Here is a 20,640-nt window from a genome sequence, read left to right on the forward strand (position 1 = left end):
ATAGCATAGTGGTACAGTTCTTAAAAGCGATTCTTTACGGTGAATAGCCATTGAATGTCATCGATGTTTTCTGGCCCATTGATTGGTGCCGCAACATCAAGATGTAGCACTAACCCCGCGTTGGCGCGGCTAGGGGCAAGGCGTAGTCCCATCCCAATATTTTTCAAATAATCAGGATTACTGTCGACTAACGAATGGCCACGCACGCGACCTATATCGAAAAACACTGCTGCACCGACTTTGAACAGTTGCAGCAAGTCATACTCCCAATAGTAGCGTTTTTCTATATTCACCAAAACACTTTTGCTACCATGTTGATATTTAATTGGAAAGCCTCTTAGGCCAGTTTCGCCTCCCAAAGTTAGCTGCTTGTCTTGGGTGAGGTTTTTAGCAAATCTTAGTTGCACTTTAGCATACCAAGACTGGTATAAACTGGTATTGAGGTAATATTCAAAATTGGCCTCAGTGACCATGTTGCGTGCGGTGTTTTGTTCGCTATTCCATTGTCCATCAACAGATAAAGCCACCCGCCACAGGCTTCTGTCGGATGTGAAATGGGCTTTTTGTGCGGACAGTTGATAAACCAAGTGGCTGTCCTCATTACTCAACTGATCATCAGAATACCCAAGCATGGCGTTGATGTTCCAGCCCAGATTTAAATCCTCTGTGCGGTAGATGGAGTCAAAGTTTCTGACTTTGATGTAATTGTCCTCAAACCAGTGACCTTTGAGGTAGGGATAACTTACTGTTCTATTTTCAGCAATCGGCAAGCGAGTTTTTTGAATTCCTTTAAATTCATCTTCTTGGTGGTGAAAGCCGACACTTAGGCGCTGGGTCCAATCACGAGAAAGCGTGGTAGCAGCACCAAAATATATATCTGATATTTGGGTTAAATGTTCAAATTCAGACACCACTTCGCCAGCTTCGTACAAAGATTCAATACGCCGGTTTTCGTAATCAGACATACCATAGCTATAAGGCGTTTCCGTTGAAAAAAATGGGTAGTGCACACCGATGTAGTGGCGTTTTCCGTCGTCATTATCAGCATATTCAACACGGCCACGATAGCGGGTTGACAGTATGTTGGGGTCGTCATACACAAATAAGTAACCAGAGCGGTCTTTGTCACTGGTATGAGTCAGTGATAGGCGCTTACCCCAACCTAGTAAGTTAGTTTCTCTAAAGCCGATGCGTGATGAATTTTCGCCACCGCTACGGCTAAAGCTCAGTTCAGGCAACAAGGTCCAAAGATCACGGGTAACGACACTCACATGAATGTTGCCATGGCAGTCTTCTTCGGCAAATACTCTGGCGTCGTACAAAAAGTTTTGGTTTCTGAGCAATCGCTCCGACTCAACAAGCCTTTTTTGCGAATACATATCTCCTTCTTGGAATAACAATATGCTACGCAATACTTCAGGTTTGGTGGTTATATGGGCGCGGTTGGCAAAGCGAAATAGCGCGTTATCTTCTTCTGGTAAACTGGTATCAAAAACATTGAGCTGATGAAAACTCACTGTTTCAATGTGCTTAGTTTCACCTTCGGGAGGGAGGTTAGGTTCTTTATCCAGCTGGCGTTGTAAGTTGCTGTTGAGTGGTTCTTCAGCTCTTTGATTAGCACAGCTTTGGGTTGCGTGTTCAAGGTTTTGAGCGACGCTTGGAGCGGACATTAGGGCGCTGAAAATGACTAAAAAGTGATTGCATTTCAGTGCCTTCATTCGCAACTCCCAATCAATTATTTAACCATATGAATGCTTTACTATAAACAAACCTTAGTCTTTAAGTCTATTTCATAATTAAGAATTTGATAGAAATAATTGAGCGAGTTTTGGCAAAAAAGGTGCCGCATCTTGTCCTTCAGGGGCTATCCAAATACTCTCACTGTAATGTTCAAAGTTGAGGTTGAAGCTTTGCTGAGCGTAGCTAAATCGTAGTTGATGACGGTCTGCCCCTTGCGCAAACTCTATGATTTGGATGTGCTGTGGATGGTGCAAAAAGATACTGCCCCATAGTTCAAATTCATCTGCTTCGGGCAAGCATGTTGGTGTAATGATCAATATTTGGTATTCAGGGTCAAATTCGACTTGGCTCATGATTTTTCTCTTAGCTAATTAGCTGGCTGCCAGATAGTTGCGAATAAGTTGCATAAAAGGCGCGCCGTATTTGCTGAGCTTGGTAAAGCCAACTCCAGAGACTTTCAAAAACTCGCTGTCTGTGGTTGGCATAAGCTGCGCCATTTCTGCCAGCGTTTTGTCATTAAAGACCACATAGGGTGGTACGTCGTCTTCATCGGCCAGCTCTTTTCGTAAACTACGTAGCTTCGCAAAGAGCTTTTTATCGTAGTTAAATTGAGCCAGTTTGTCCTGGTAAACGTGTTTAGCCTCAAGTCTTGGCTGCGCAAGTTGTAGCGTGTACTCGCCCTTTAAAACCGCTCTGGCGGCCTCAGTTAAACGCAGGCTAGCACCTTGTGTAATATCTTGTGCGAGTAATCCATGGTGAATAAGTTGGCGTAATACACTGAGCCAAAATTCATTGCTGTGTTGTTTACCAATACCGTAAGTGCTCAGTGTGTGATGTTGATTATCTCTGATACGGCTGGTATTTGCCCCTCGCAACAGGTCAACAATATACCCCAGACCAAATCGTTGCTCTGCTCTGTACACACATGAAAGTGCTTGCTGGGCTACTAAAGTGCCATCAAAGCGCTTCGGTGGGTTTAGACAAATATCACAGTTACCACACGGTTCACGCTGATATTCACTGAAATAGTTTAAAAGAATTTGTCTACGACAGGTTTGTGCTTCAGCAAAGCTGGCCATCGCGTTAAAACGTTGCTCTTCAACACGGCGTCTGTGCTCGTCTTCTATATCTTCAAAAAAGCGTTTCACGCGGCCAATGTCTGCAGGGTCAAAGTACATGATCGCTTCCGCTGCGAGGCCGTCTCTACCTGCGCGTCCCGTTTCTTGGTAATAGGCTTCGATACTTTTTGGAATGTCGTAGTGTAGAACGAAACGCACATTCGATTTGTTAATACCCATGCCAAATGCGACGGTGGCTACCACGATGTGAATATCGTCTCGAGCAAAGGCTGTTTGCACAAACTGGCGCTGTTCATTGCTCATCCCTGCGTGATAAGCCGCGGCATTAAAACCTGCATCTGCGAGCTTTTCAGCTATCTCATCAACTCTTTTTCTACTGGTACAGTAGATGATACCACTTTGGCCCTGCTGAGTTCTCAGATAGCGCATGAGCTGGGACAGCGGCTTGAACTTTTCTTCGATAGTGTAGCGAATATTCGGTCTATCAAAACTGCCGGTGTGGATATAGGGCTGGTTAAGCCCTAGCTGATGAACAATGTCTTTACGTGTTGCAATATCCGCAGTGGCGGTGAGTGCCATCATTGGAACGGCAGGGAACTGTTGTTTTAGTTCGCTTAGGCGGCAGTAATGTGGTCGAAAATCATGCCCCCAGTGTGACACGCAGTGCGCTTCATCAATCGCAAACAAGCTAATATTGAGGTTTCTCAAGCGCTCTTTAAATTCGTATTGCAGTACTTTTTCTGGTGCGACATACAGCAGTTTTACATCGTTGTGATGTAGGCGTTGATAAATTTCTTGCTGCTGCTGGAAGGTGAGGCTGTTATTAATAAATTCAGCTTTGATCTCTAGCGCTTGAAGCTGAGCAACTTGATCTTGCATCAGTGAAATGAGTGGTGATATGACCACTGTCAGGCCCGGTAAGGTTAAAGCTGGAATTTGATAGCATAATGATTTACCACCACCGGTCGGTAGCAACACCAAAGCATCTTGTGCACCAAGAACAGCATTAATTACGGCGCTTTGGCCGTCACGAAACTCACTGTAGCCAAAGATTTCTTTGAGTACGGTGTGTATATCGGTTTGTTCTATAGTAAGGGCTTGGTTTTCCATCGCCGTGCATTCTAGATGTTTTTGTCACGCTTGTCTGTAACTTTTAGTGCTTGCAAAATAACCATTCTGGGCTTAAATTTACTGGTCAGATGAGTTTGAGGGGAAGTACATGGATAAGGCAGTGTTGCTCGATCAAGTTGGCAATATTTTTGTAGAAAAAATGCCGTTTAATCGTTTTTTAGGGATGAGTGTTCAAGCGATCAGTGCTGAAAAGGCACAAATTCAATTACCTTGGAAGGACGAATTTATTGGCAATCCAACGCAAAAAATACTCCACGGAGGCGTGATCTCTGCACTTCTAGATAATGTAGGAGGTTTGCTCGCTGCAGCTTCAATTATTGATAAACTGCCAGAAGATGAGTTACATAGCGTTCCCAGTAAACTAGCGACATTGGGCACGATTGATATTCGCACTGACTTTATACGTCCTGGTAGAGGTGAGCGCTTTATTGCCAGTGCGACTTTGATACGCTCGGGCAATAAAGTATGTGTTTGTCGCATGGAGCTGCATAATGAACAGGGAGTGCAGCTGGCTTTTGGCACAGGCACTTATTTAGTGGGATAGCAACTTACAATCTGCGCATAATTAATTTACGTCTATATGGCCAAATTAGTCATTAAACTTTCCGCAAAAAAGGTATAATGCCGCCTCAAATTTTTAGGGGGTGGTATGGGCCAAACAGGAACTCAGCAACAGGGATATATTTTTGCTGCACTGGCATTTTTTATGTGGGGCCTTGCGCCTATTTACTTCAAACAAATAGATACTATTGATGCGATTGAAATTTTAACCCATAGGGTGATCTGGTCGATGGTATTCATCGCCATCATCATTGGTTTCTTAAAACAATGGCATAAAGTTCAGCACGTACTGAAAAAGCCAAAGTTATTGTTGATGCTGTGTATCAGTGCAGGGTTGTTAGGGTTTAACTGGGGTCTGTTTATTTGGGCGGTGAATAACAACCATATGCTTGATGCAAGCCTAGGTTACTATATTAACCCATTGCTCAATGTCTTACTGGGTATGGTGTTTTTAGCAGAACGATTGAGAAAGTGGCAACTTGTCGCGGTGGCGATGGCCGTAATAGGTGTTACCATTCAAGTGATAAGTTTTGGTTCTTTCCCCGTGATTGCCTTTTCACTGGCCAGTTCGTTTGCCGTGTATGGGTTGATCCGCAAAAAAATTCCTGTGGAGTCCTTACCAGGGCTATTGCTTGAAGCGGTAATACTCACGCCATTTGCACTGGCATATTGGTATTTTAGTGTGCCCACGGCCACATCTGATTTAATTCAAAATAACCTGATGACGAATATACTGTTGGTAAGTGCAGGGGTGGTTACCACCTTACCATTATTATGTTTTACGGGGGCGGCAAAGCGTATTCCTTACTCAACACTCGGGTTTTTCCAATACATAGGTCCGAGTTTGATGTTTATCTTGGCTGTGGTGTTTTATGGTGAAGCGTTCTCTGCGCAGCGAGTGGTTACATTTGCCTTTATATGGAGCGCGTTAGCGCTATTTAGTTGGGACTCTTATCAAAGTGCACGAAAAGCCAGAAAGGGTGATTTAAAGGGCGTATAGCCCTTTTTACCGTTAATGTGCGATTTGGTTTCTACCATTGTCTTTGGCGACGTATAGCTTTCTATCAGCCAGTTTAAGTAGTTCATCAATCTTAGGTTCCAGCGCCGAGATAAAGCCAATAGAAACGGTGAATGCGACTTGGTGCGCCGAGAATGAGGCGCTATTGAACTCAATATATTGCCGAAACAGTTCGAGCTTTTCTAGGTTTTGCTCGGCTGTGTCATCTGAAAAGTAAACGGCGAATTCTTCGCCGCCCATCCTCGCTGCCAATTGACCAGGAAAGAATTTCTCAAACAACATAGCGAACGAACTCAATACGTCATCGCCCACATCATGCCCATAGTTGTCGTTAATACGCTTAAAATAGTCAATATCAATCATGGCAAGATTGCTCTTAAGCTGTTTGACGGTACGCAGCTTTTGCTCGCGATTAGCTTGTTCAAAAAAGTATCTGCGGTTGGGGAGCTTCGTCAAATAGTCTGTGTTAGCTTGTAGCCTTATGGTCGCGATGTGATCGAGCATATCCACGTTAAGACTGAGTCGACAGTAAAACTCTTCGGCGTTAAACGGTTTGCGTAAATAGTCATTGGCGCCGCTTTTTAAAAAGCGAGCGGATAGATGCGATGTGTCTGATCCCGAGACACCAATGATCACTTTATCCTCATTACTGTATAGGCGGCGGATCTCTACACAGAGCTCCTCGCCATTCATTTTCGGCATTTCATTATCTACGATGATCACCGAAATATCAGGATTTTGCCTAAGTACTTCTAGCCCTTCAACACCGTCGGACGCCTCTAGGATTTGATATTTATGTCGCAGGAGAAGGCTACAAATGTACATTCTAGAATGGCGTGAGTCTTCAACAACGAGTATTTTTACGCTTTCGTTTCTGGGTAAACGTGTGAGTTGGTTTTTAAGGTACTGATAGGCTTGTTTGTTCTCCTTGGTGATGTAGTCAATGATGGGGTACTTATCGACCGCAGCTCGAGTGCGGGCATCAATATTGCCTGTCATCACTATGGTTGGGATCTCATTTTTAATGGTAAAGGGTATCGCTTCGCCGCTTGGCGCATCGGGCAGTATAAAATCAACGACAGCGCAAAAATACTTGTGATCTGTAACTAATGTTTTAGCCTGCGCAAGTGATCCTGCAATATCAGCTTCATAACCACAAGATATTGCAATGTGTTTTTGTACCTTTGCAATTGTTGGGGTATCTTCAATAATAAGAATTCGTCGAGCCACAACCCAGCCTTGTTATTTTTATTCACCTGTTAGTTGTAAACTGATCTGCCATAAAAAGCAACGCTAGGAGTGAGACAAAAATATTAGTTTTGATTTATTTTGAATAAGTTATAAGGGGTTAATATTTTGTTCAGTTGGGGTGGGGTAGTGCAGGTATACTTGGCAAAACAGTCTAGCATACACTGCACTAAATTATTTATAGCTCGTCGTCTGCGCTGCTATATTGATGCATTGATGGGTCCGGCACGATTCTTGAGCGGCCAAAAAGCGTGTGAAACTTGGTTTTACAGGTTGTAAGCTTAAGATATTTGGCCCAAGTGCGTTCAAAAATATTGCTTGGAGGCAGTTGGCCCTCCATCACATTAACAAACTGAACTTGAAAACTATTTTGTGGTTCACAGTCTTTGTTGTATAAGCTTTTTAGAATTACGCCATGTTGCTCTAAGACCTGCGCTTCAGCGAGAGTAAAGTGACCGCTGCGGCTAAAGCCTCTAGGAAAGTTAGCATCATCGTAAAAGGCGCGTGGGCTTGCAAAGGCGTTATGTAAGTTCGCTAGGTTTTGTTCCATAACTTTATCCTCACTTTGATATTGGGTGGAGTATGGATCAGGAATAGAATTTTTTTAAACAAGTTTTTTTTATCGTAAGGAACAAAAGTGGACATAGATCTGTTAAAGACTTTTGTGGAAGTAGTGAAGACTCGTCATTTTGGTCGAGCTGCAGAAAATTTGTATATAACTCAGTCGGCTGTCAGCTTTAGAATTCGCCAATTGGAGCAAAGCTTAGGGGTGAATTTGTTTATTCGTCAGCGTAACAATATTCAGCTGACAGCACCTGGTGAGCGCTTATTGCCTCATGCGACTATGATCTTGACGGGAATGCAGCGGGCGAAGGTTGATGTTGCGCTGGCAAACAATATGCACAAGCAGCTGTCACTCTCTGGTACGCCCAATATTTGGGATGCATTTTTGCAATTTGGTATCAATAATATCGTCGCTGCAATGCCCGGTGTTTCTTTGGTTGCAGAAGTGAAAGCTCAACAAGAGAGCACGAGGCTGTTGTTGGAGCGTACACTTGATCTAGCGGTTTTATTTGATCCCCCAAAAGTTGATGAGCTGGTCGTAAAGTCTATTCGCGATTTGCCGATTATTCCGGTCAGTACCTTTGAGTGTGAAGATGCGTTAGCATTTTTTAATAATCAGTACGTCTATGTTGATTGGGGCACCGCGTTTTCACTATGGCACGCCAAGCAGTTTAGCGGCACCACGCCACCTTATTTTAGAACCAGCACCGGAAGAATTGCCCTAGATCTAATCATGCAATGTGGCGGTAGTGCCTTTATTCCACAGGCGCTGGCGCGAGATATGATTGAACAGGGTAAGTTATTTCATATTGAGTGTGTTGATCAGGTATCTAGAGAAATCTTTATCGCTTATCACAAAGACAATGAGCAAAAAGAGCAAATAGAAACCATTACAAGCTTACTTATGTCATTAAAATAATGTCACTTATATTGTTTTTTTATGACATGTTGTCTTTTTAGGTAATTTGTTTATCTGTTTGTTATTGTTGTAGTATTTTGCAATGTTTCTTTATGGTTTCATATTTAAGTCAGTTTTTTTACTGCTTTTGAGTGTGTGTAATATTTCTGTCATTAAGCGCTGGCAAACTGCGCATGTTTTAAAAATTTACGTGTTGCGATATTGAGGAAATACACATGAAACTGACTAACTCTGCACTTTTGTTCTCTGTATTGAGTGCGCTTTCATTAAATGCCTATGCTGATGTAACGGTATACGGTAAAGCGAACGTTTCACTGCAATCGAGTGATGAAGGTGAAGGTTCAGCAACTGAGATCAAAAGTAATGCATCTCGCTTTGGCTTCAAAGGCGCTGAAAAGCTAGAAGGTGGTCTAGAAGTTATCTACAAACTTGAGTTTCAAGTAGACTTATCTGATGCTGATTCAAAAGGTGACGATGACAACATCACAGCACGTAACCAATACGTTGGTTTAAAAGGTAGCTTTGGTGAAGTAGTGATTGGCCGTAACGATACTGCATTCAAGCAATCTCAAGGTAAACTTGATTTGTTCAATGACCTTGAAGGTGATATCAAAAACTTGTTCAAGGGTGAAAACCGTCTTGGCAACTCAATCTCTTATAAGTCTGCCAGCTTCAATGGTTTTAAATTCTTAGGTACTTATATTGCTGAAGATAACACAGAAGGCGAAAACGGTTTTTCAACGGCGTTGACTTATGGTGACAGTGGTCTGAAAAAGTCGTCTATCTATGCAGCGGTTGCCGTTGATAGCGAAGTTAAGGGTCGTGACGCGGTACGCTTCTCAGTACAAGGTAAAGTAGCTGATTTTAAACTTGGCGCTATGTACCAAATGCAAGAGAAAGTGGATGGTTCTGAAGAAGCTGATGGCTACATGCTAAACGCCGCTTACAGCTTTGGCGCAAACACGTTAAAGGCTCAGTATCAAGTACTTGATTTTGACCAAGGCGACAAGCTAGACGGCGTTTCAATCGGTATCGATCACAAGCTGAACAAAGTAACTAAGCTATATGGTTTCTACTCAACATTTGATGGCGATAACCAAGTTGAGCGTGATTACCTTGGTTTAGGTATTGAATACAAATTCTAATAAAACAGAAGATTCCCACCAAAAGGCTCACATTGTGAGCCTTTTTTGTCTTTTCTTTCATTATCTAATCATTTTTTAAGCCATTAACGAGCGGCAACTATATACAACGCGAATATCGGGTTGCTAACTCCCTTACATGTAATTATTCCAGCTAACAGCTACTTCATGACATAGCAAAAAATTTAGAGTTTGTTTACTACTGTTTACAAAATTACAGTAATACCTATGGTATCACAACATGTTTTACAATATCATTGTGCTGTTTATGGGTACAAGGTGGTGCTTGAAATGAGTATGAAAAGTGACAAAGTCAAAGGAACCTCTCTAGTTGATCTTCTTACCGACGCAAAAAATATTGAGGCACTTGAGCATATTCACTTAATTGCTCTAGATGAGCCTGTCAAGGGGTTTTTTGAAGCTTTCTTTGCTAGATATCTGTGTGGTGGAGAAGCACTGAAAGGGTGTAGAGGTGTATCTCGAAAACGCCTTGCAATGGCATATTCCGGGGTAAATTGTTTTGATGCACAGTCTCTATACCTGTCCAAACAAATTGATAACTATATAGCAGCAAAAAGCTGGCTATTAAAGAATAGGATAAGTATAGAGAGTTTAAATGATATTAACTATTTGATGAGAAAATCAGACTCGGATGGAAAGCAAATTGGGATTCGAACGTCTGAAGTATTTGTAGGAAAAAGTTATGAAAAAGCGACCTACATACCACCAAATTATACCTTACTAGAAGAGCTCATGTCAGACTTAATAAGCTTTCTTAATTGCGATAAGGTCAGCTCAATTACTAAATCATATGTTGCGATGAGTCAGCTTGCGCAGATACATCCATATACTGACGGCAATGGACGTGTTTCTAGATTGCTGTGGGAGTCAATTATTGATAAAGAGAGCGTTAAGCCAATCCACCCTTCTTTATATAGACTCTCGATAAGCAAAACACCGCAATTATATAAAAGCAAAGGCTTTAAAGACCATGAAACAGTTAATTATTGGGTGAACTCAGCATTATGGGGTGAAAAGTTAAAAGAGCAAATAAACGTTGAAACAAAGAAAACAGTAAGTGCGATACAAACAAAATTGCTTTTTAAAGCAATGATGAAAGAATCGATGCTTGTAGTAAATAGGCTGTGGTTGTATCCAGTTTTCACCATAAATTCATTGGTATTTAAAGGTGTCGAGATTTTGAAGTTTGAAATAATAGAGGAGTTGAAAGTAGCAGGGATTATTAAAAATAAGCGCACAAATATTTTGGAAACCGGAAGTGTGTTTGAAGCGGAAATACTTACCGCATATAGAGATAAAATAGAAAGTTTAATTTTTTCAACAGAAGCAGGGAATTAAAATGAATTTTTTAAAGTTTTCATCAGTCGCTTTAGCTGTCAGTGTTGCGTTTAATGGTGGCGTACAAGCAGAAACAGAAACTAGTAATATAGAAAATGATAGTAACTATCAACAGCCACATAGTGAACTTCTTGAAATAAATGGTTGGGCTAGTAAAAATAGTGGTTTTTACGCCAATTATGAGACAGGTATATCTCCTCCACAGGCTTAATAAAATATTTAAGTAACTTTTAATTTTAACCAAGTTAGAACTTGGACTTTATAGCAAGGATCATAAATGAGAGTTTTTGCGTTATCAAAAGTAGCAGTGACTACTGCACTTTTGATGTGTGGTAGCATTAACGATGCAGCTGTTGATAATTTTATTGAAAATGATTTCGATTACAAAAGTGCTAGTAGCTATTTAATGATTGGTGATGGTTGGATTGGTTTCAATAGTGCCAGCGCTGGCTTATGCACCAATACAGATCAACATAAATGTACGGCAAGGCCTCCTGAGCCACCCGAAGACCCAATTTTTCAGCCTCCTGAACGAATAGGTGAACCTGAAGACCCTAGGCCACCCAGTGGTGGCGGCGGTGGCGGCGGTGGAGGTAGTGGTGGCGACAACAGTGGCGGCAAGGAACCTCTACCTATTTCTAGTGATGACTTAGAAATGCTCGGAGATGCGGCCGCGACAGCCATTGCAATTAAGGCGGAAATACACAAGCTTTTAAGTAAAAACTTGCTCTCACCTGAGGGACGTAAAAAAGCTAAGCGTTTACTCGAGTTAATGGATGCACTAAATGATAAGAGCAACCTATTTTTAGCTGCTATTAACTCGGGGTCGCAGACATTGGCCCATATCTACCAAAAACAGTATTCAAAAGCAGCTGCTGAGGTACTTGCTGGACTTGCTGGTATACCAATAGGTATAGTTGCTACACGTGTAGCAGGACCTTTGGGCCCTCTTATCACACTAAAAGCAACATCTGAAATAGAGTCTGCTGCAGAAGCCTACTTTGATCATATGATAGATTATTATGATCGCAGCGAATGGTATGATCAAGTAGAAATAGATAGAAGCTTGAGATGTATGTATCAAGTTATGAATCCTGATTGTCGAAATAGTAGAATACCATAGCTGAATGTTATACTTATTGGGGGAGGGGTCCCCCATTTTTATCTAGGTAAGTTGATGCTAAAACTGAAAAAGAAGTTAATTAATTATGAAGTGATTATATCGCTTTATTTTACCTTGCATGGTGTTTTTTTACACTTTAACCAAGAATATATAGATGAAAGTAAAATAAAAATATTGTACTTTTTGACTCCGATTTTCTTTGTCGTTTTTTTATACGTGTTGTTTTCGTTTTTTAGAATGTATAAAAATGTCACTGTGTGTGAGAGTTATTTGTCTTTAGATGACCGAAAGATTGATATGAATGAACTTTGCTACGTTAATGTTCATATTATATATGCTTTTGAGTCTCTTAACTGGGCTAGAAAGGTTGAGGTTTACTATAAATATAATGATGGCGAAACCTTTTTCTTCTCGGGTATTTTTAGCCTAAATGCTAGGTATGAAAGGTTAATCGATATGTTTAAAGGTAATGAGAAAATAGAAGTTAGTAAAAATGGTGGATGAACACAGTGTTAAATAGGGTTTTTATTTTCTCTTTTATTTTACTTTCTGGTATAATTTTTTTTCTTTCAGAGTCTACTTTTGAGGAAGCTGATTTAGAAAGTGATATTCCAGATAAAGAACATGCAGTAGTTGATTTAGTAAAAGGCCAAAGTGCTGCATCAACTAAAGTAAACGCAGATAGTGGGCAGTCTCTGCTTAATGCTGCCTACACTGAAAACGAAGTTATTAAACTAGCTTATGAATCTGAACAATGCCACAACGAGTTATCTGAGAACAAGCAGTTATTAAAGTCCCAGAAAAAGGATCTAGTAAGAGCAAGGTTAAATAATGGGAAAGTTGAGGAATCCTTGAATGAGCTTGAAAGAGCAAAAGTTATAAGCTTTGATGAATCTGTATCATTTTTTAAGCAAGCTTATGTCGATAGAGAAATAAAGGACGAAATAGTCAAAGAGAATGATGTTTTTGAAAGCAAAGATAGCGTAGCTATTTTAGACAGGAACAGTAATCTGGCAGATTTATTAGAAAGCGATGATGAAAGCGCTATAAATACATGGCTTGAAATCAACTTGAATTTGTTAGATGAATTTTTTATTTGGCGTGAATCTGGTCAGTTTGCAACTGTTTCTAGCAAAATTATTTTAGGACTGTATTGGGAGAAACTACCACAGAGTAGCCGCGATTATATCCTCAAAAAAAGCAACTCAAACAACTTGCTGGTATATGGTGCTATTGGTGGAAAAGTTAAGCCAGAGACCTTACAAAAACTGGTTGAAAATAATGATGGTTTAAACGAGCCGTTGTTGTTTGAAGACGGCGATGTAGTGGATTTGCTGACCATTTCAGTACAATTGGAAAACTTAGAGTTAATCGATGTGCTGAAAAAAAGTGGTAAATTTGAAAAGCAACAGTTACTAACCCCGCCTGTGAATAAATATATTAAAGACAAAATGCTGGCAGATGGTCTCACTGAATCTCATATAACTTATTTGCAAGAACTTGCAAAACAAGGGCTGATTCCTAGTGTAAATAAAGCTGGTGTGCTTATAGGCACGGGAGGTATTCGGTTACCAATGGAACTAGAGCATACCATTAAATTTGAAGTGCAGCGCACCGTAGCAAGTGACGAAACCGAAACTTTCGTTGACCCTGAGCTCGAAGAGTGGTCACAGAAAAAAATCAAGTTAGATGAAGATGCGCTTAGGTGCCAAAATCTAAAAGTTGCATTGGTGAAAGTTGAGCCAAGCTTTTACCCCCTTATGCCTGATGACTATTTGGCACAGATGACTAATAAAAGTAATGCTGAGAAGGTTGCTCATTTATTTGATATATCCCCCGTGTTATCAGAAGTTTTTATTTTGGATTTGATATCACAAGGCGATACGACAGATTTCGCTAAAATTGACAGTATCGTGGAGGGGGTACGTGAAATAACACCCGAAATAATCCAGTTAGGGAATCAATCTCTTCCTCATGAACAAAACTATTTAGTCTACAAACTGTATACAAGCATTGGCCATAAAGTTCTTGATATCGTGATGCAAAACGCATGGTATATTGATTTTTATAAAGCTGCTTTTTTGGAGGCGGCGACGGGTGACTACCATCAATTTTTGAATGATTATAAAGCAGTCGGCAAAACATCTCCGTCTGAAATGTATGAAATGATATATGAGCGTAACTATGGTCGTGCATTAGAGCTTGCAGAGGCATTTCCGTATTTAAATGGCTATAAATTTGGTAGAGATAGCCTTCATTTACTGCTAGACAGAGTGATCCCTTTCAGAGCCGCCTATATAAACTCAGAGCAGAAAAAGCTACTGGACTACTTATTGAGTAATACTCAGTTAGATAAGTATCACTATCAGCGTTTACGTCGTCTTAAGATGAAGATGCCTATTTATTTTAGCGTGTTGCAGAGGAAGTTCACTCAGCTACAAAATGTTGACGCGTATGAGCCGAGTCTCTATTTGGGGCCCTAATCCTTTTTCAATCTGAACTAGCCTTTTTCAAAGCTAGTTCAGATAAATCGAGTCAGGATTGACCCGTCAAACGCAAGTATTTTTCAGCCAGCGTATCTAAGTCTTCCCTATGATTGGGATCGGGTTTGATACAGTCAATAGGGCAGACACTCACACAGGTGGGGGTGTCGTAATGCCCTACACACTCAGTGCATTTATTTGGGTCAATCTCATAGATTTTCTCACCAAAGTAAATGGCTTGATTTGGGCATTCAGGGTCGCACATATCACAATTGATGCATTTGGAATTAATCATCAACGCCATGCTTAGGCCTTTTTGAACGGATTACGCGTATCTTGGTTGCTGTCTAAATTACGCATTAAAATGGCGTGATCTAGATTGATATCCTCAGGTAATGGAATTTTTACAATGTGACCGGAGCCCTTGGCATCATCAATGCGCTCGCCTTTTTTGTTTTCCATGTGTTCAAGGTTGAAGGCGATGTTACCCTGCGGTGTCATCAACTCCAAACTGTGACCGGTACAGAATTTGTTTTTAACGTCAATTTCGACCAAACCATTGTCATGGCGGCCAAGTACTTCGCCAACAAACTGTTGTTTATCAGAAACGGAGTGGCCATATTCATAGTTTTGGTAATCCTGATGGGCATGACGCTTCAAGAAGCCTTCGGTATAACCGCGATGCGCTAAATTTTCTAAGGTATGCATTAGATTGGCATCAAATGGTTTGCCCGCAACAGCGTCATCAATCGCTTTACGGTAAACCTGTGCGGTGCGAGCCACGTAATAAAAAGACTTGGTACGGCCTTCAATTTTCAAGCTATGTACGCCCATATTTGTGAGCTGATCCACATACTGCACGGCGCGTAAGTCTTTTGAATTCATGATATAAGTACCATGTTCATCTTCAAAAGCTGGCATGTACTCGCCTGGGCGACCTTGCTCTTCGAGCATAAATACTTCAGATGTGGGCTGGCCTTCACCGAGTGTTGGTATCACGGACTTAGGGTCAATTTTGTGAACTACATCACCTGTTTCGGTTTCTTTACCCGGTTTGACGTCATATTCCCAACGACACGCATTGGTGCAGGTGCCTTGGTTGGGATCGCGTTTGTTTATATAACCAGATAACAAACAGCGGCCGGAGTAAGCCATACACAAAGCACCGTGTACAAATACTTCTAACTCAGTTTGTGGGCATAGTGCGCGGATTTCTGCGATTTCTTCTAGTGATAGTTCGCGAGATAAAATGACTCGTTCAATGCCTTGCTTGGCCCAAAATTGTACGCTGGCATAGTTCACCGCATTGGCCTGTACAGATAGATGAATAGGCATATCAGGCCATTTGTCTCGTACTAGCATGATGAGGCCCGGATCTGACATGATCAGCGCATCAGGCTGCATGGCAATGACAGGTTCGATATCGCGTAAGTAAGTTTTTACTTTGCTATTGTGTGGCGCAATGTTTGAAACGACATACAGTTTTTTATTTTGTTGATGGGCTTCATTGATACCCAAAGCTAAGTTGTCTAAATCAAATTCGTTATTGCGAACACGCAAGCTATAGCGAGGCTGACCGGCATACACCGCATCGGCACCGTACGCAAAAGCGTAACGCATATTCTTTAAACTACCCGCAGGCGAAAGGAGTTCTGGTACAAACATAGTAAAACCTCATACATCGAACTGGGTACAAGCCAGCTGTTGGGGTCAAAATTGACACTGAAATAAAAAAGCGGGGCAGTATAAGAGATGTATGAAGGGGTTATTTTGATGTAGATCATAAATTGTTTTATTGAGAATGTCGTTTGCTTGTGCATCAACTTCGCAACATTACAGGTAAATGTAGTAGGTTTTTGCAGCTAAACCGCGTATAATTCGCGCCCGTCAATAATCACAAACTATTTTGGAGCAAAAAAGATGGCTTTAGAGCGTACTTTTTCAATCATCAAGCCTGATGCGGTAGCTAAAAACCACATCGGTGCAATCTACAACCGTTTCGAATCAGCTGGTCTTAAGATCGTTGCTTCTAAAATGGTTCACCTTTCTCAAGAGAAAGCTGAAGGTTTCTACGCAGAGCACAAAGAGCGTCCTTTCTTTGGTGCTTTAGTTTCTTTCATGACTTCTGGCCCAGTAATGGTTCAGGTTCTTGAAGGTGAAGATGCAGTTCGTAAGAACCGTGAAATCATGGGTGCTACTAACCCTGCTGAAGCACTAGCTGGTACTTTACGTGCTGACTACGCAGACAGCATCGACGAGAACGCGGTACACGGTTCAGACGCGCCTGAATCAGCGGCTCGCGAAATCGCATACTTCTTCGCAGAAGAAGAGATCTGCCCACGTACTCGTTAATTTCGAGTGTGAGCATGAAAGAAGGGCTTTTGAGCCCTTTTTTCGTCCCTAGGATGTTTTGCTAAGGCTTTAGCTACTCAAATGCTGAATATTTAGCAAAACACGCGTACCAAGATTGTTATAACCGTTCGTTTTTTGTACAATGCGCGGCTACCTTACTAATGTTATACCGTCACCTGAATTGAGGTTGTTTCATGGCCAATACCGAGAAAAAGATTAATTTACTTGATTTAAACCGCGAGGGGATGCGCGAGCTATTTGCTTCATTCGGCGAAAAGCCATTTCGTGCTGATCAAGTGATGAAATGGATCTACCACTTTGGTGTTGACGACTTTGAACAGATGAGCAACATCAATAAAAAGCTTAAAGCAAAGCTAGCTGCGGAATGTGAGATCAGAGCACCGGAAATTTCTGTCAAGCAGGTAGCCAGCGATGGCACCATAAAATATGCATTGTTATTGGATGGCGGTCAGGAAGTTGAAACTGTTTGGATCCCAGAAAAAGACCGCGCTACGCTATGTGTGTCTTCACAAGTGGGCTGCGCGTTGGAATGTACGTTCTGTTCAACAGCGCAACAGGGTTTTAACCGCAACCTAAAAGTATCTGAGATCATCGGTCAGGTGTGGCGTGTAGCAAAAGACATCGGTATGCACGATGGCGACAGTACGAAACGTCCAGTCACCAATGTGGTGATGATGGGGATGGGCGAACCACTGCTTAACCTTAACAACGTTGTACCAGCGATGGAATTAATGATGGATGATTGGGCGTTTGGTTTGTCTAAACGTCGTGTTACATTGAGCACATCGGGGGTAGTACCTGCCTTAGATATTTTGAAAGAAAAGATAGATGTAGCGTTGGCAATCTCTCTACATGCTCCTAATAACGAATTGCGCGATGTGCTTGTTCCAATCAATAAAAAGTATCCGATTGAGGAGTTTTTAGCGGCTTGTCGTCGTTATATCGACGGCTCTAAAGCGAACAAAGATATCACCATAGAGTACGTTATGCTGCAAGGTGTGAATGACAGTACTGATCATGCCCACGAGTTAGTTAAGGTACTTAAAGGGACACCATCGAAAATCAATTTGATCCCGTTTAATCCATTTCCTGGCAACGAGTATGGCCGTTCGAGTAACAGTCGTATTGACCGTTTCTCAAAAGTGCTACAAGCTGCGGGCCTGACGTGTATTGTTCGTCGTACGCGTGGTGATGATATTGACGCGGCGTGCGGCCAATTAGTGGGCGATGTTGTAGACAGAACCAAGCGTTTAGCCAAAAAACAGCAACGTGCCGATAATGCCATTGCAGTAAAGGTCAATGCGGGTTAACACTAAAAAGTTGTCCTTATGGTAAAAAATAGATGAATCATAAGGACTTTTAGGTAGTATAAGGGCACAATGTTATTACATGGTAGGTGGTGCATGCGTTCTTGTTTTATTTTACTGACTGTTTTTAGTTTTTTGGGCGGATGTGTGACTGAGACAAGCTCTGTGACCCGCAATAAACCAAATGTAAGAACTGAAGCAAATAACCAAGAGGCTGCAAAAACGCGTATTACCCTAGCGCTTCAGTATTTAAGAGCGGGTAATAACAGCCAAGCCAAATATAATCTCGAAAAAGCGCTTCAGCTTGCGCCTGAATTACCGCAAGGTCACTACTCATTGGCCTATTACTACGAACAGGTAGGAGAAGAAGAGCGTGCTGGCAAAGCGTATCGCAAAGCTCTCGAACTAGATCCTAGCGATCCAAACACCTTAAATAACTACGGCACATTTTTATGCCGTATGGGCGAGTACAAAGCCGCTCAAGAACAGTTTTTTAAAGCCATTGATGTGCCTAGTTACTTACGCGTCTCTCGTAGCTATGAAAATTTGGCTTTGTGTGCCATCAAACAAGACAACTTTACACAAGCACAAGACTACTTAAATAGTGCGATTGCCCATGATGGCCGCAGCCAATCTGCGCTAATAAGTTTAGCAGCGCTGTTTTATGCAAAGAGTGATTTGCATCAAGCGATGGCAGTGATGGAAAACTACGCTGATAAAGGGTTTATTTCTGCTCGTAGTTTGTTGTTACAGCACTTGCTGTACACCAGTATGGGGCATCTGCAAAAAGCGCAAGAAGTTGTCGATTTACTCATTAAGACTTACCCGGAGTCTTATCAAGCAAAGTTGGTAATAAACAACGAGCTGGCAGACAGTGAGTTTGTACGATTAAAAGAGCAATATCGGTTAGCGCAGTTAAAAACTATCACGCAACAAGCCCCAGCTCATGTGGTAAAAAATCCACAGATAAAAATTAAGCGCAAGGTTATCTCAGAGCCAAGTGATGCAAACCCAACTGTAACGTCAAATAGTGGCAGCGTTTCTTTAAGAACTGATGCTGAATTCACAGCGCATTCAGGCAACAAAACTACCATAGCGGACGAACAAAACGGTTCCAATCGCGACTACGACAAAGCAACAAGCTCAACGGGTAAAAAAGCGCGTTACAACGCCTCATCATCTGATGAACAGGGAGTGGGTAAGGTTCGGTTTTATGAGCCAGAGCCTGGGGAAGTGAGGTTTGTGCCAAATTCGGGTACGATCGTTAAGGTGCGTCCTATTCGTAGCGAAGTCGCTGCCAGTCAATTACCGTTGGTGAATAATACAGTGCAGGTGCCAAAGGTGCCATTTCACATTATGAATGCCGGTGAGAACGTATTCAGTTTATCGGTAAAATACGACATTAAGTTGGTTGATTTATTGCGTTGGAATAACTTAAAAGAATCGGATAAAGTGGCTGCGGGTCAAAAAGTTTACTTAAATAACCCAGCTATCACCCACGAGATTAAAGCGGGTGAAACTTTGTTTACAATAGCGACTCAGCATGGACTGCAGATCGATGATTTAATGCGATGGAATGAGTTAACACCCGATGTAGCTTTAACACAAGGCTACGGGATTTTGATAGTGGACCCTGATAGTTACGTTTTATGAAACAAGAAAACATTGAAATGGAAGAGCAGACTCCAACCACAGGACAATCGTTACATACAGCGAGAGTTTCTGCGGGGTTAAGTATTGAAGACGTGTCAACGCGTTTAAAGTTAACTGCATTGCAGATAACAAAACTCGAACAAGATGATTATCAAGATTTAGGCCCGATGACCTTTGTGCGTGGTTATATCCGGAGCTATTGTGGTTTGCTGGAATTGGATGCTGAAAAAACGCTAGCATTGATGGATGCACCAAAAGCACCTGAGGCAACAAAGCGGATGCAAAGCTTCTCACGACGCACTGAAAAAGAAGCGAGTGACAACCGTCTAATGGTGTTTAGCTATCTTATTTTAGCACTTGTGATTGGCTCATCTGGCGTGTGGGTATGGCAAAGTAGCAACAGCGCAGTTGAAGAGTTGCCTGCTGAAACAAAGACTTCAGTTGTCACGTCAGACGAAAATTTGCAGGAGCCGCTGAACCAAGATGGCACAACCGCTTCAAATGTTCAAAGCACCAGTCCTGTGCAAGATGGCAATCACCCAAAAATAACGACTGAAAGTGAGAATACCGCAGCACAAAATGATACTATAGCGACTTTTGAAGATGAGGCTCTCGGTGATGGCGTAGTGAGTGTGGCAGCAGCACAGGCAAACGCATCACAAAGTATCACTGAGAATAAAGGTACCTCATTGAGTACCATAGTTATGCGTTTTAACGATGACAGTTGGGTCGAAATCTTCGATGCAACAGAAGAGCGTGTTGCCTTTGGCGTTAAAAAAGCAGGCTATACCATGACTGTGGAAGGCAAAGCGCCTTTTTCGGTGGTGTTGGGTAAGCATCAAGTTGTCGAGGTAGAGCTTGATGGCCAACTCGTCAACTTGTCAGCGCTTCCTAGAAACCGTTTAGCAAAATTTAAATTACCGTTAGCAGAGTAATCGTC

Annotated in this window: 20 protein-coding genes; 13 read left to right on the forward strand and 7 right to left on the reverse strand. The window is 41.8% G+C overall.

Annotated features, from left to right (window positions below; genetic code table 11):
• Nucleotides 1-20: 20 nt before the first annotated feature.
• From L1070_RS10780 to recQ, 3 genes are all read right to left on the reverse strand, one after another.
• On the reverse strand, nt 21-1,718 hold the full coding sequence (locus L1070_RS10780) for a ShlB/FhaC/HecB family hemolysin secretion/activation protein (protein ID WP_237125553.1): 1,698 nt from the start codon (nt 1,716-1,718) through the stop codon (nt 21-23).
• Between the two features lie 78 nt (nt 1,719-1,796).
• On the reverse strand, nt 1,797-2,093 hold the full coding sequence (locus L1070_RS10785; RefSeq protein WP_237125554.1) for a DUF3630 family protein: 297 nt from the start codon (nt 2,091-2,093) through the stop codon (nt 1,797-1,799).
• 18 nt (nt 2,094-2,111) lie between these two features.
• Nucleotides 2,112-3,929 (reverse strand): DNA helicase RecQ, encoded by a 1,818-nt coding sequence (gene recQ, locus L1070_RS10790; RefSeq protein WP_237125555.1) that lies wholly within the window; start codon nt 3,927-3,929, stop codon nt 2,112-2,114.
• Between the two features lie 109 nt (nt 3,930-4,038).
• On the opposite strand from recQ, the gene L1070_RS10795 reads away from it, so the two are divergent.
• Both L1070_RS10795 and rarD read left to right on the forward strand, forming a co-directional pair.
• Complete coding sequence (locus L1070_RS10795; RefSeq protein WP_237125556.1) at nt 4,039-4,494, forward strand: thioesterase family protein; 456 nt, start codon at nt 4,039-4,041, stop codon at nt 4,492-4,494.
• A 105-nt stretch (nt 4,495-4,599) separates the two neighbouring features.
• Nucleotides 4,600-5,511: an EamA family transporter RarD gene (rarD, locus tag L1070_RS10800; RefSeq protein ID WP_237125557.1), complete on the forward strand. Its 912-nt coding sequence runs from the start codon at nt 4,600-4,602 to the stop codon at nt 5,509-5,511.
• 12 nt (nt 5,512-5,523) lie between these two features.
• On the opposite strand, the gene L1070_RS10805 is transcribed toward rarD, so the two are convergent.
• A complete protein-coding gene (locus tag L1070_RS10805) occupies nt 5,524-6,759 on the reverse strand; it encodes a diguanylate cyclase (RefSeq protein ID WP_237125558.1) in 1,236 nt (411 codons plus the stop codon).
• Between the two features lie 196 nt (nt 6,760-6,955).
• Nucleotides 6,956-7,327, reverse strand: a complete 372-nt coding sequence (locus L1070_RS10810; RefSeq protein WP_237125559.1) for a DUF413 domain-containing protein — start codon at nt 7,325-7,327, stop codon at nt 6,956-6,958.
• Nucleotides 7,328-7,414: 87 nt separating this feature from the next.
• Between L1070_RS10810 and L1070_RS10815 the strand changes: the two genes are divergently transcribed.
• The 7 genes from L1070_RS10815 to L1070_RS10845 all read left to right on the forward strand — a co-directional run bounded on the left by L1070_RS10815 (nt 7,415) and on the right by L1070_RS10845 (nt 14,367).
• The gene (locus L1070_RS10815) at nt 7,415-8,260 is read left to right on the forward strand and encodes a LysR family transcriptional regulator (protein ID WP_070983747.1); all 846 of its coding nucleotides are present in this window, start codon (nt 7,415-7,417) and stop codon (nt 8,258-8,260) included.
• Between the two features lie 215 nt (nt 8,261-8,475).
• On the forward strand, nt 8,476-9,405 hold the full coding sequence (locus L1070_RS10820; protein WP_237125560.1) for a porin: 930 nt from the start codon (nt 8,476-8,478) through the stop codon (nt 9,403-9,405).
• Nucleotides 9,406-9,693: 288 nt separating this feature from the next.
• A complete protein-coding gene (locus L1070_RS10825) occupies nt 9,694-10,761 on the forward strand; it encodes a Fic family protein (RefSeq protein WP_237125561.1) in 1,068 nt (355 codons plus the stop codon).
• A gap of 1 nt (nt 10,762) precedes the next feature.
• On the forward strand, nt 10,763-10,972 hold the full coding sequence (locus L1070_RS10830) for a hypothetical protein (protein WP_237125562.1): 210 nt from the start codon (nt 10,763-10,765) through the stop codon (nt 10,970-10,972).
• Nucleotides 10,973-11,038: 66 nt separating this feature from the next.
• A complete protein-coding gene (locus L1070_RS10835; RefSeq protein ID WP_237125563.1) occupies nt 11,039-11,884 on the forward strand; it encodes a hypothetical protein in 846 nt (281 codons plus the stop codon).
• Nucleotides 11,885-11,938: 54 nt separating this feature from the next.
• Nucleotides 11,939-12,388 (forward strand): hypothetical protein, encoded by a 450-nt coding sequence (locus L1070_RS10840; protein WP_237125564.1) that lies wholly within the window; start codon nt 11,939-11,941, stop codon nt 12,386-12,388.
• Nucleotides 12,385-14,367, forward strand: coding sequence for a hypothetical protein (locus tag L1070_RS10845; protein WP_237125565.1), 1,983 nt, complete (start codon nt 12,385-12,387; stop codon nt 14,365-14,367). Before L1070_RS10840 ends, L1070_RS10845 begins: the two co-directional genes overlap by 4 nt.
• A gap of 52 nt (nt 14,368-14,419) precedes the next feature.
• On the opposite strand, the gene L1070_RS10850 is transcribed toward L1070_RS10845, so the two are convergent.
• Both L1070_RS10850 and yegQ read right to left on the reverse strand, forming a co-directional pair.
• Nucleotides 14,420-14,671, reverse strand: coding sequence for a YfhL family 4Fe-4S dicluster ferredoxin (locus tag L1070_RS10850; RefSeq protein ID WP_237125566.1), 252 nt, complete (start codon nt 14,669-14,671; stop codon nt 14,420-14,422).
• A 2-nt stretch (nt 14,672-14,673) separates the two neighbouring features.
• Nucleotides 14,674-16,032: a tRNA 5-hydroxyuridine modification protein YegQ gene (gene yegQ, locus L1070_RS10855; protein ID WP_237125567.1), complete on the reverse strand. Its 1,359-nt coding sequence runs from the start codon at nt 16,030-16,032 to the stop codon at nt 14,674-14,676.
• Between the two features lie 255 nt (nt 16,033-16,287).
• Here yegQ and ndk point away from each other — a divergent pair, with 255 nt between their 5' ends.
• The 4 genes from ndk (at nt 16,288) to L1070_RS10875 (ending at nt 20,635) form a co-directional block, all read left to right on the forward strand.
• A complete protein-coding gene (gene ndk / locus L1070_RS10860; RefSeq protein ID WP_010377338.1) occupies nt 16,288-16,719 on the forward strand; it encodes a nucleoside-diphosphate kinase in 432 nt (143 codons plus the stop codon).
• A gap of 194 nt (nt 16,720-16,913) precedes the next feature.
• The gene (locus L1070_RS10865) at nt 16,914-18,050 is read left to right on the forward strand and encodes a bifunctional tRNA (adenosine(37)-C2)-methyltransferase TrmG/ribosomal RNA large subunit methyltransferase RlmN (RefSeq protein WP_070983755.1); all 1,137 of its coding nucleotides are present in this window, start codon (nt 16,914-16,916) and stop codon (nt 18,048-18,050) included.
• A 93-nt stretch (nt 18,051-18,143) separates the two neighbouring features.
• A complete protein-coding gene (gene pilW, locus L1070_RS10870) occupies nt 18,144-19,700 on the forward strand; it encodes a type IV pilus biogenesis/stability protein PilW (protein ID WP_239032257.1) in 1,557 nt (518 codons plus the stop codon).
• A complete protein-coding gene (locus tag L1070_RS10875; protein ID WP_237125569.1) occupies nt 19,697-20,635 on the forward strand; it encodes a RodZ domain-containing protein in 939 nt (312 codons plus the stop codon). Before pilW ends, L1070_RS10875 begins: the two co-directional genes overlap by 4 nt.
• Nucleotides 20,636-20,640: the final 5 nt, after the last annotated feature.

The sequence above is a fragment of the Pseudoalteromonas sp. MMG022 genome, from assembly GCF_021654245.1.
Lineage (GTDB): Bacteria > Pseudomonadota > Gammaproteobacteria > Enterobacterales > Alteromonadaceae > Pseudoalteromonas > Pseudoalteromonas amylolytica.

Coding starts and splice junctions, on each gene's coding strand:
- L1070_RS10780 (WP_237125553.1), bottom strand. CDS start 1,718: ATGAAGGCACTGAAATGCAATCACTTTTTAGTCATTTTCAGCGCCCTA.
- L1070_RS10785 (WP_237125554.1), bottom strand. CDS start 2,093: ATGAGCCAAGTCGAATTTGACCCTGAATACCAAATATTGATCATTACA.
- recQ (WP_237125555.1), bottom strand. CDS start 3,929: ATGGAAAACCAAGCCCTTACTATAGAACAAACCGATATACACACCGTA.
- L1070_RS10795 (WP_237125556.1), top strand. CDS start 4,039: ATGGATAAGGCAGTGTTGCTCGATCAAGTTGGCAATATTTTTGTAGAA.
- rarD (WP_237125557.1), top strand. CDS start 4,600: ATGGGCCAAACAGGAACTCAGCAACAGGGATATATTTTTGCTGCACTG.
- L1070_RS10810 (WP_237125559.1), bottom strand. CDS start 7,327: ATGGAACAAAACCTAGCGAACTTACATAACGCCTTTGCAAGCCCACGC.
- L1070_RS10820 (WP_237125560.1), top strand. CDS start 8,476: ATGAAACTGACTAACTCTGCACTTTTGTTCTCTGTATTGAGTGCGCTT.
- L1070_RS10825 (WP_237125561.1), top strand. CDS start 9,694: ATGAGTATGAAAAGTGACAAAGTCAAAGGAACCTCTCTAGTTGATCTT.
- L1070_RS10830 (WP_237125562.1), top strand. CDS start 10,763: ATGAATTTTTTAAAGTTTTCATCAGTCGCTTTAGCTGTCAGTGTTGCG.
- L1070_RS10835 (WP_237125563.1), top strand. CDS start 11,039: ATGAGAGTTTTTGCGTTATCAAAAGTAGCAGTGACTACTGCACTTTTG.
- L1070_RS10840 (WP_237125564.1), top strand. CDS start 11,939: ATGCTAAAACTGAAAAAGAAGTTAATTAATTATGAAGTGATTATATCG.
- L1070_RS10845 (WP_237125565.1), top strand. CDS start 12,385: ATGAACACAGTGTTAAATAGGGTTTTTATTTTCTCTTTTATTTTACTT.
- L1070_RS10850 (WP_237125566.1), bottom strand. CDS start 14,671: ATGGCGTTGATGATTAATTCCAAATGCATCAATTGTGATATGTGCGAC.
- yegQ (WP_237125567.1), bottom strand. CDS start 16,032: ATGTTTGTACCAGAACTCCTTTCGCCTGCGGGTAGTTTAAAGAATATG.
- ndk (WP_010377338.1), top strand. CDS start 16,288: ATGGCTTTAGAGCGTACTTTTTCAATCATCAAGCCTGATGCGGTAGCT.
- L1070_RS10865 (WP_070983755.1), top strand. CDS start 16,914: ATGGCCAATACCGAGAAAAAGATTAATTTACTTGATTTAAACCGCGAG.
- pilW (WP_239032257.1), top strand. CDS start 18,144: ATGCGTTCTTGTTTTATTTTACTGACTGTTTTTAGTTTTTTGGGCGGA.
- L1070_RS10875 (WP_237125569.1), top strand. CDS start 19,697: ATGAAACAAGAAAACATTGAAATGGAAGAGCAGACTCCAACCACAGGA.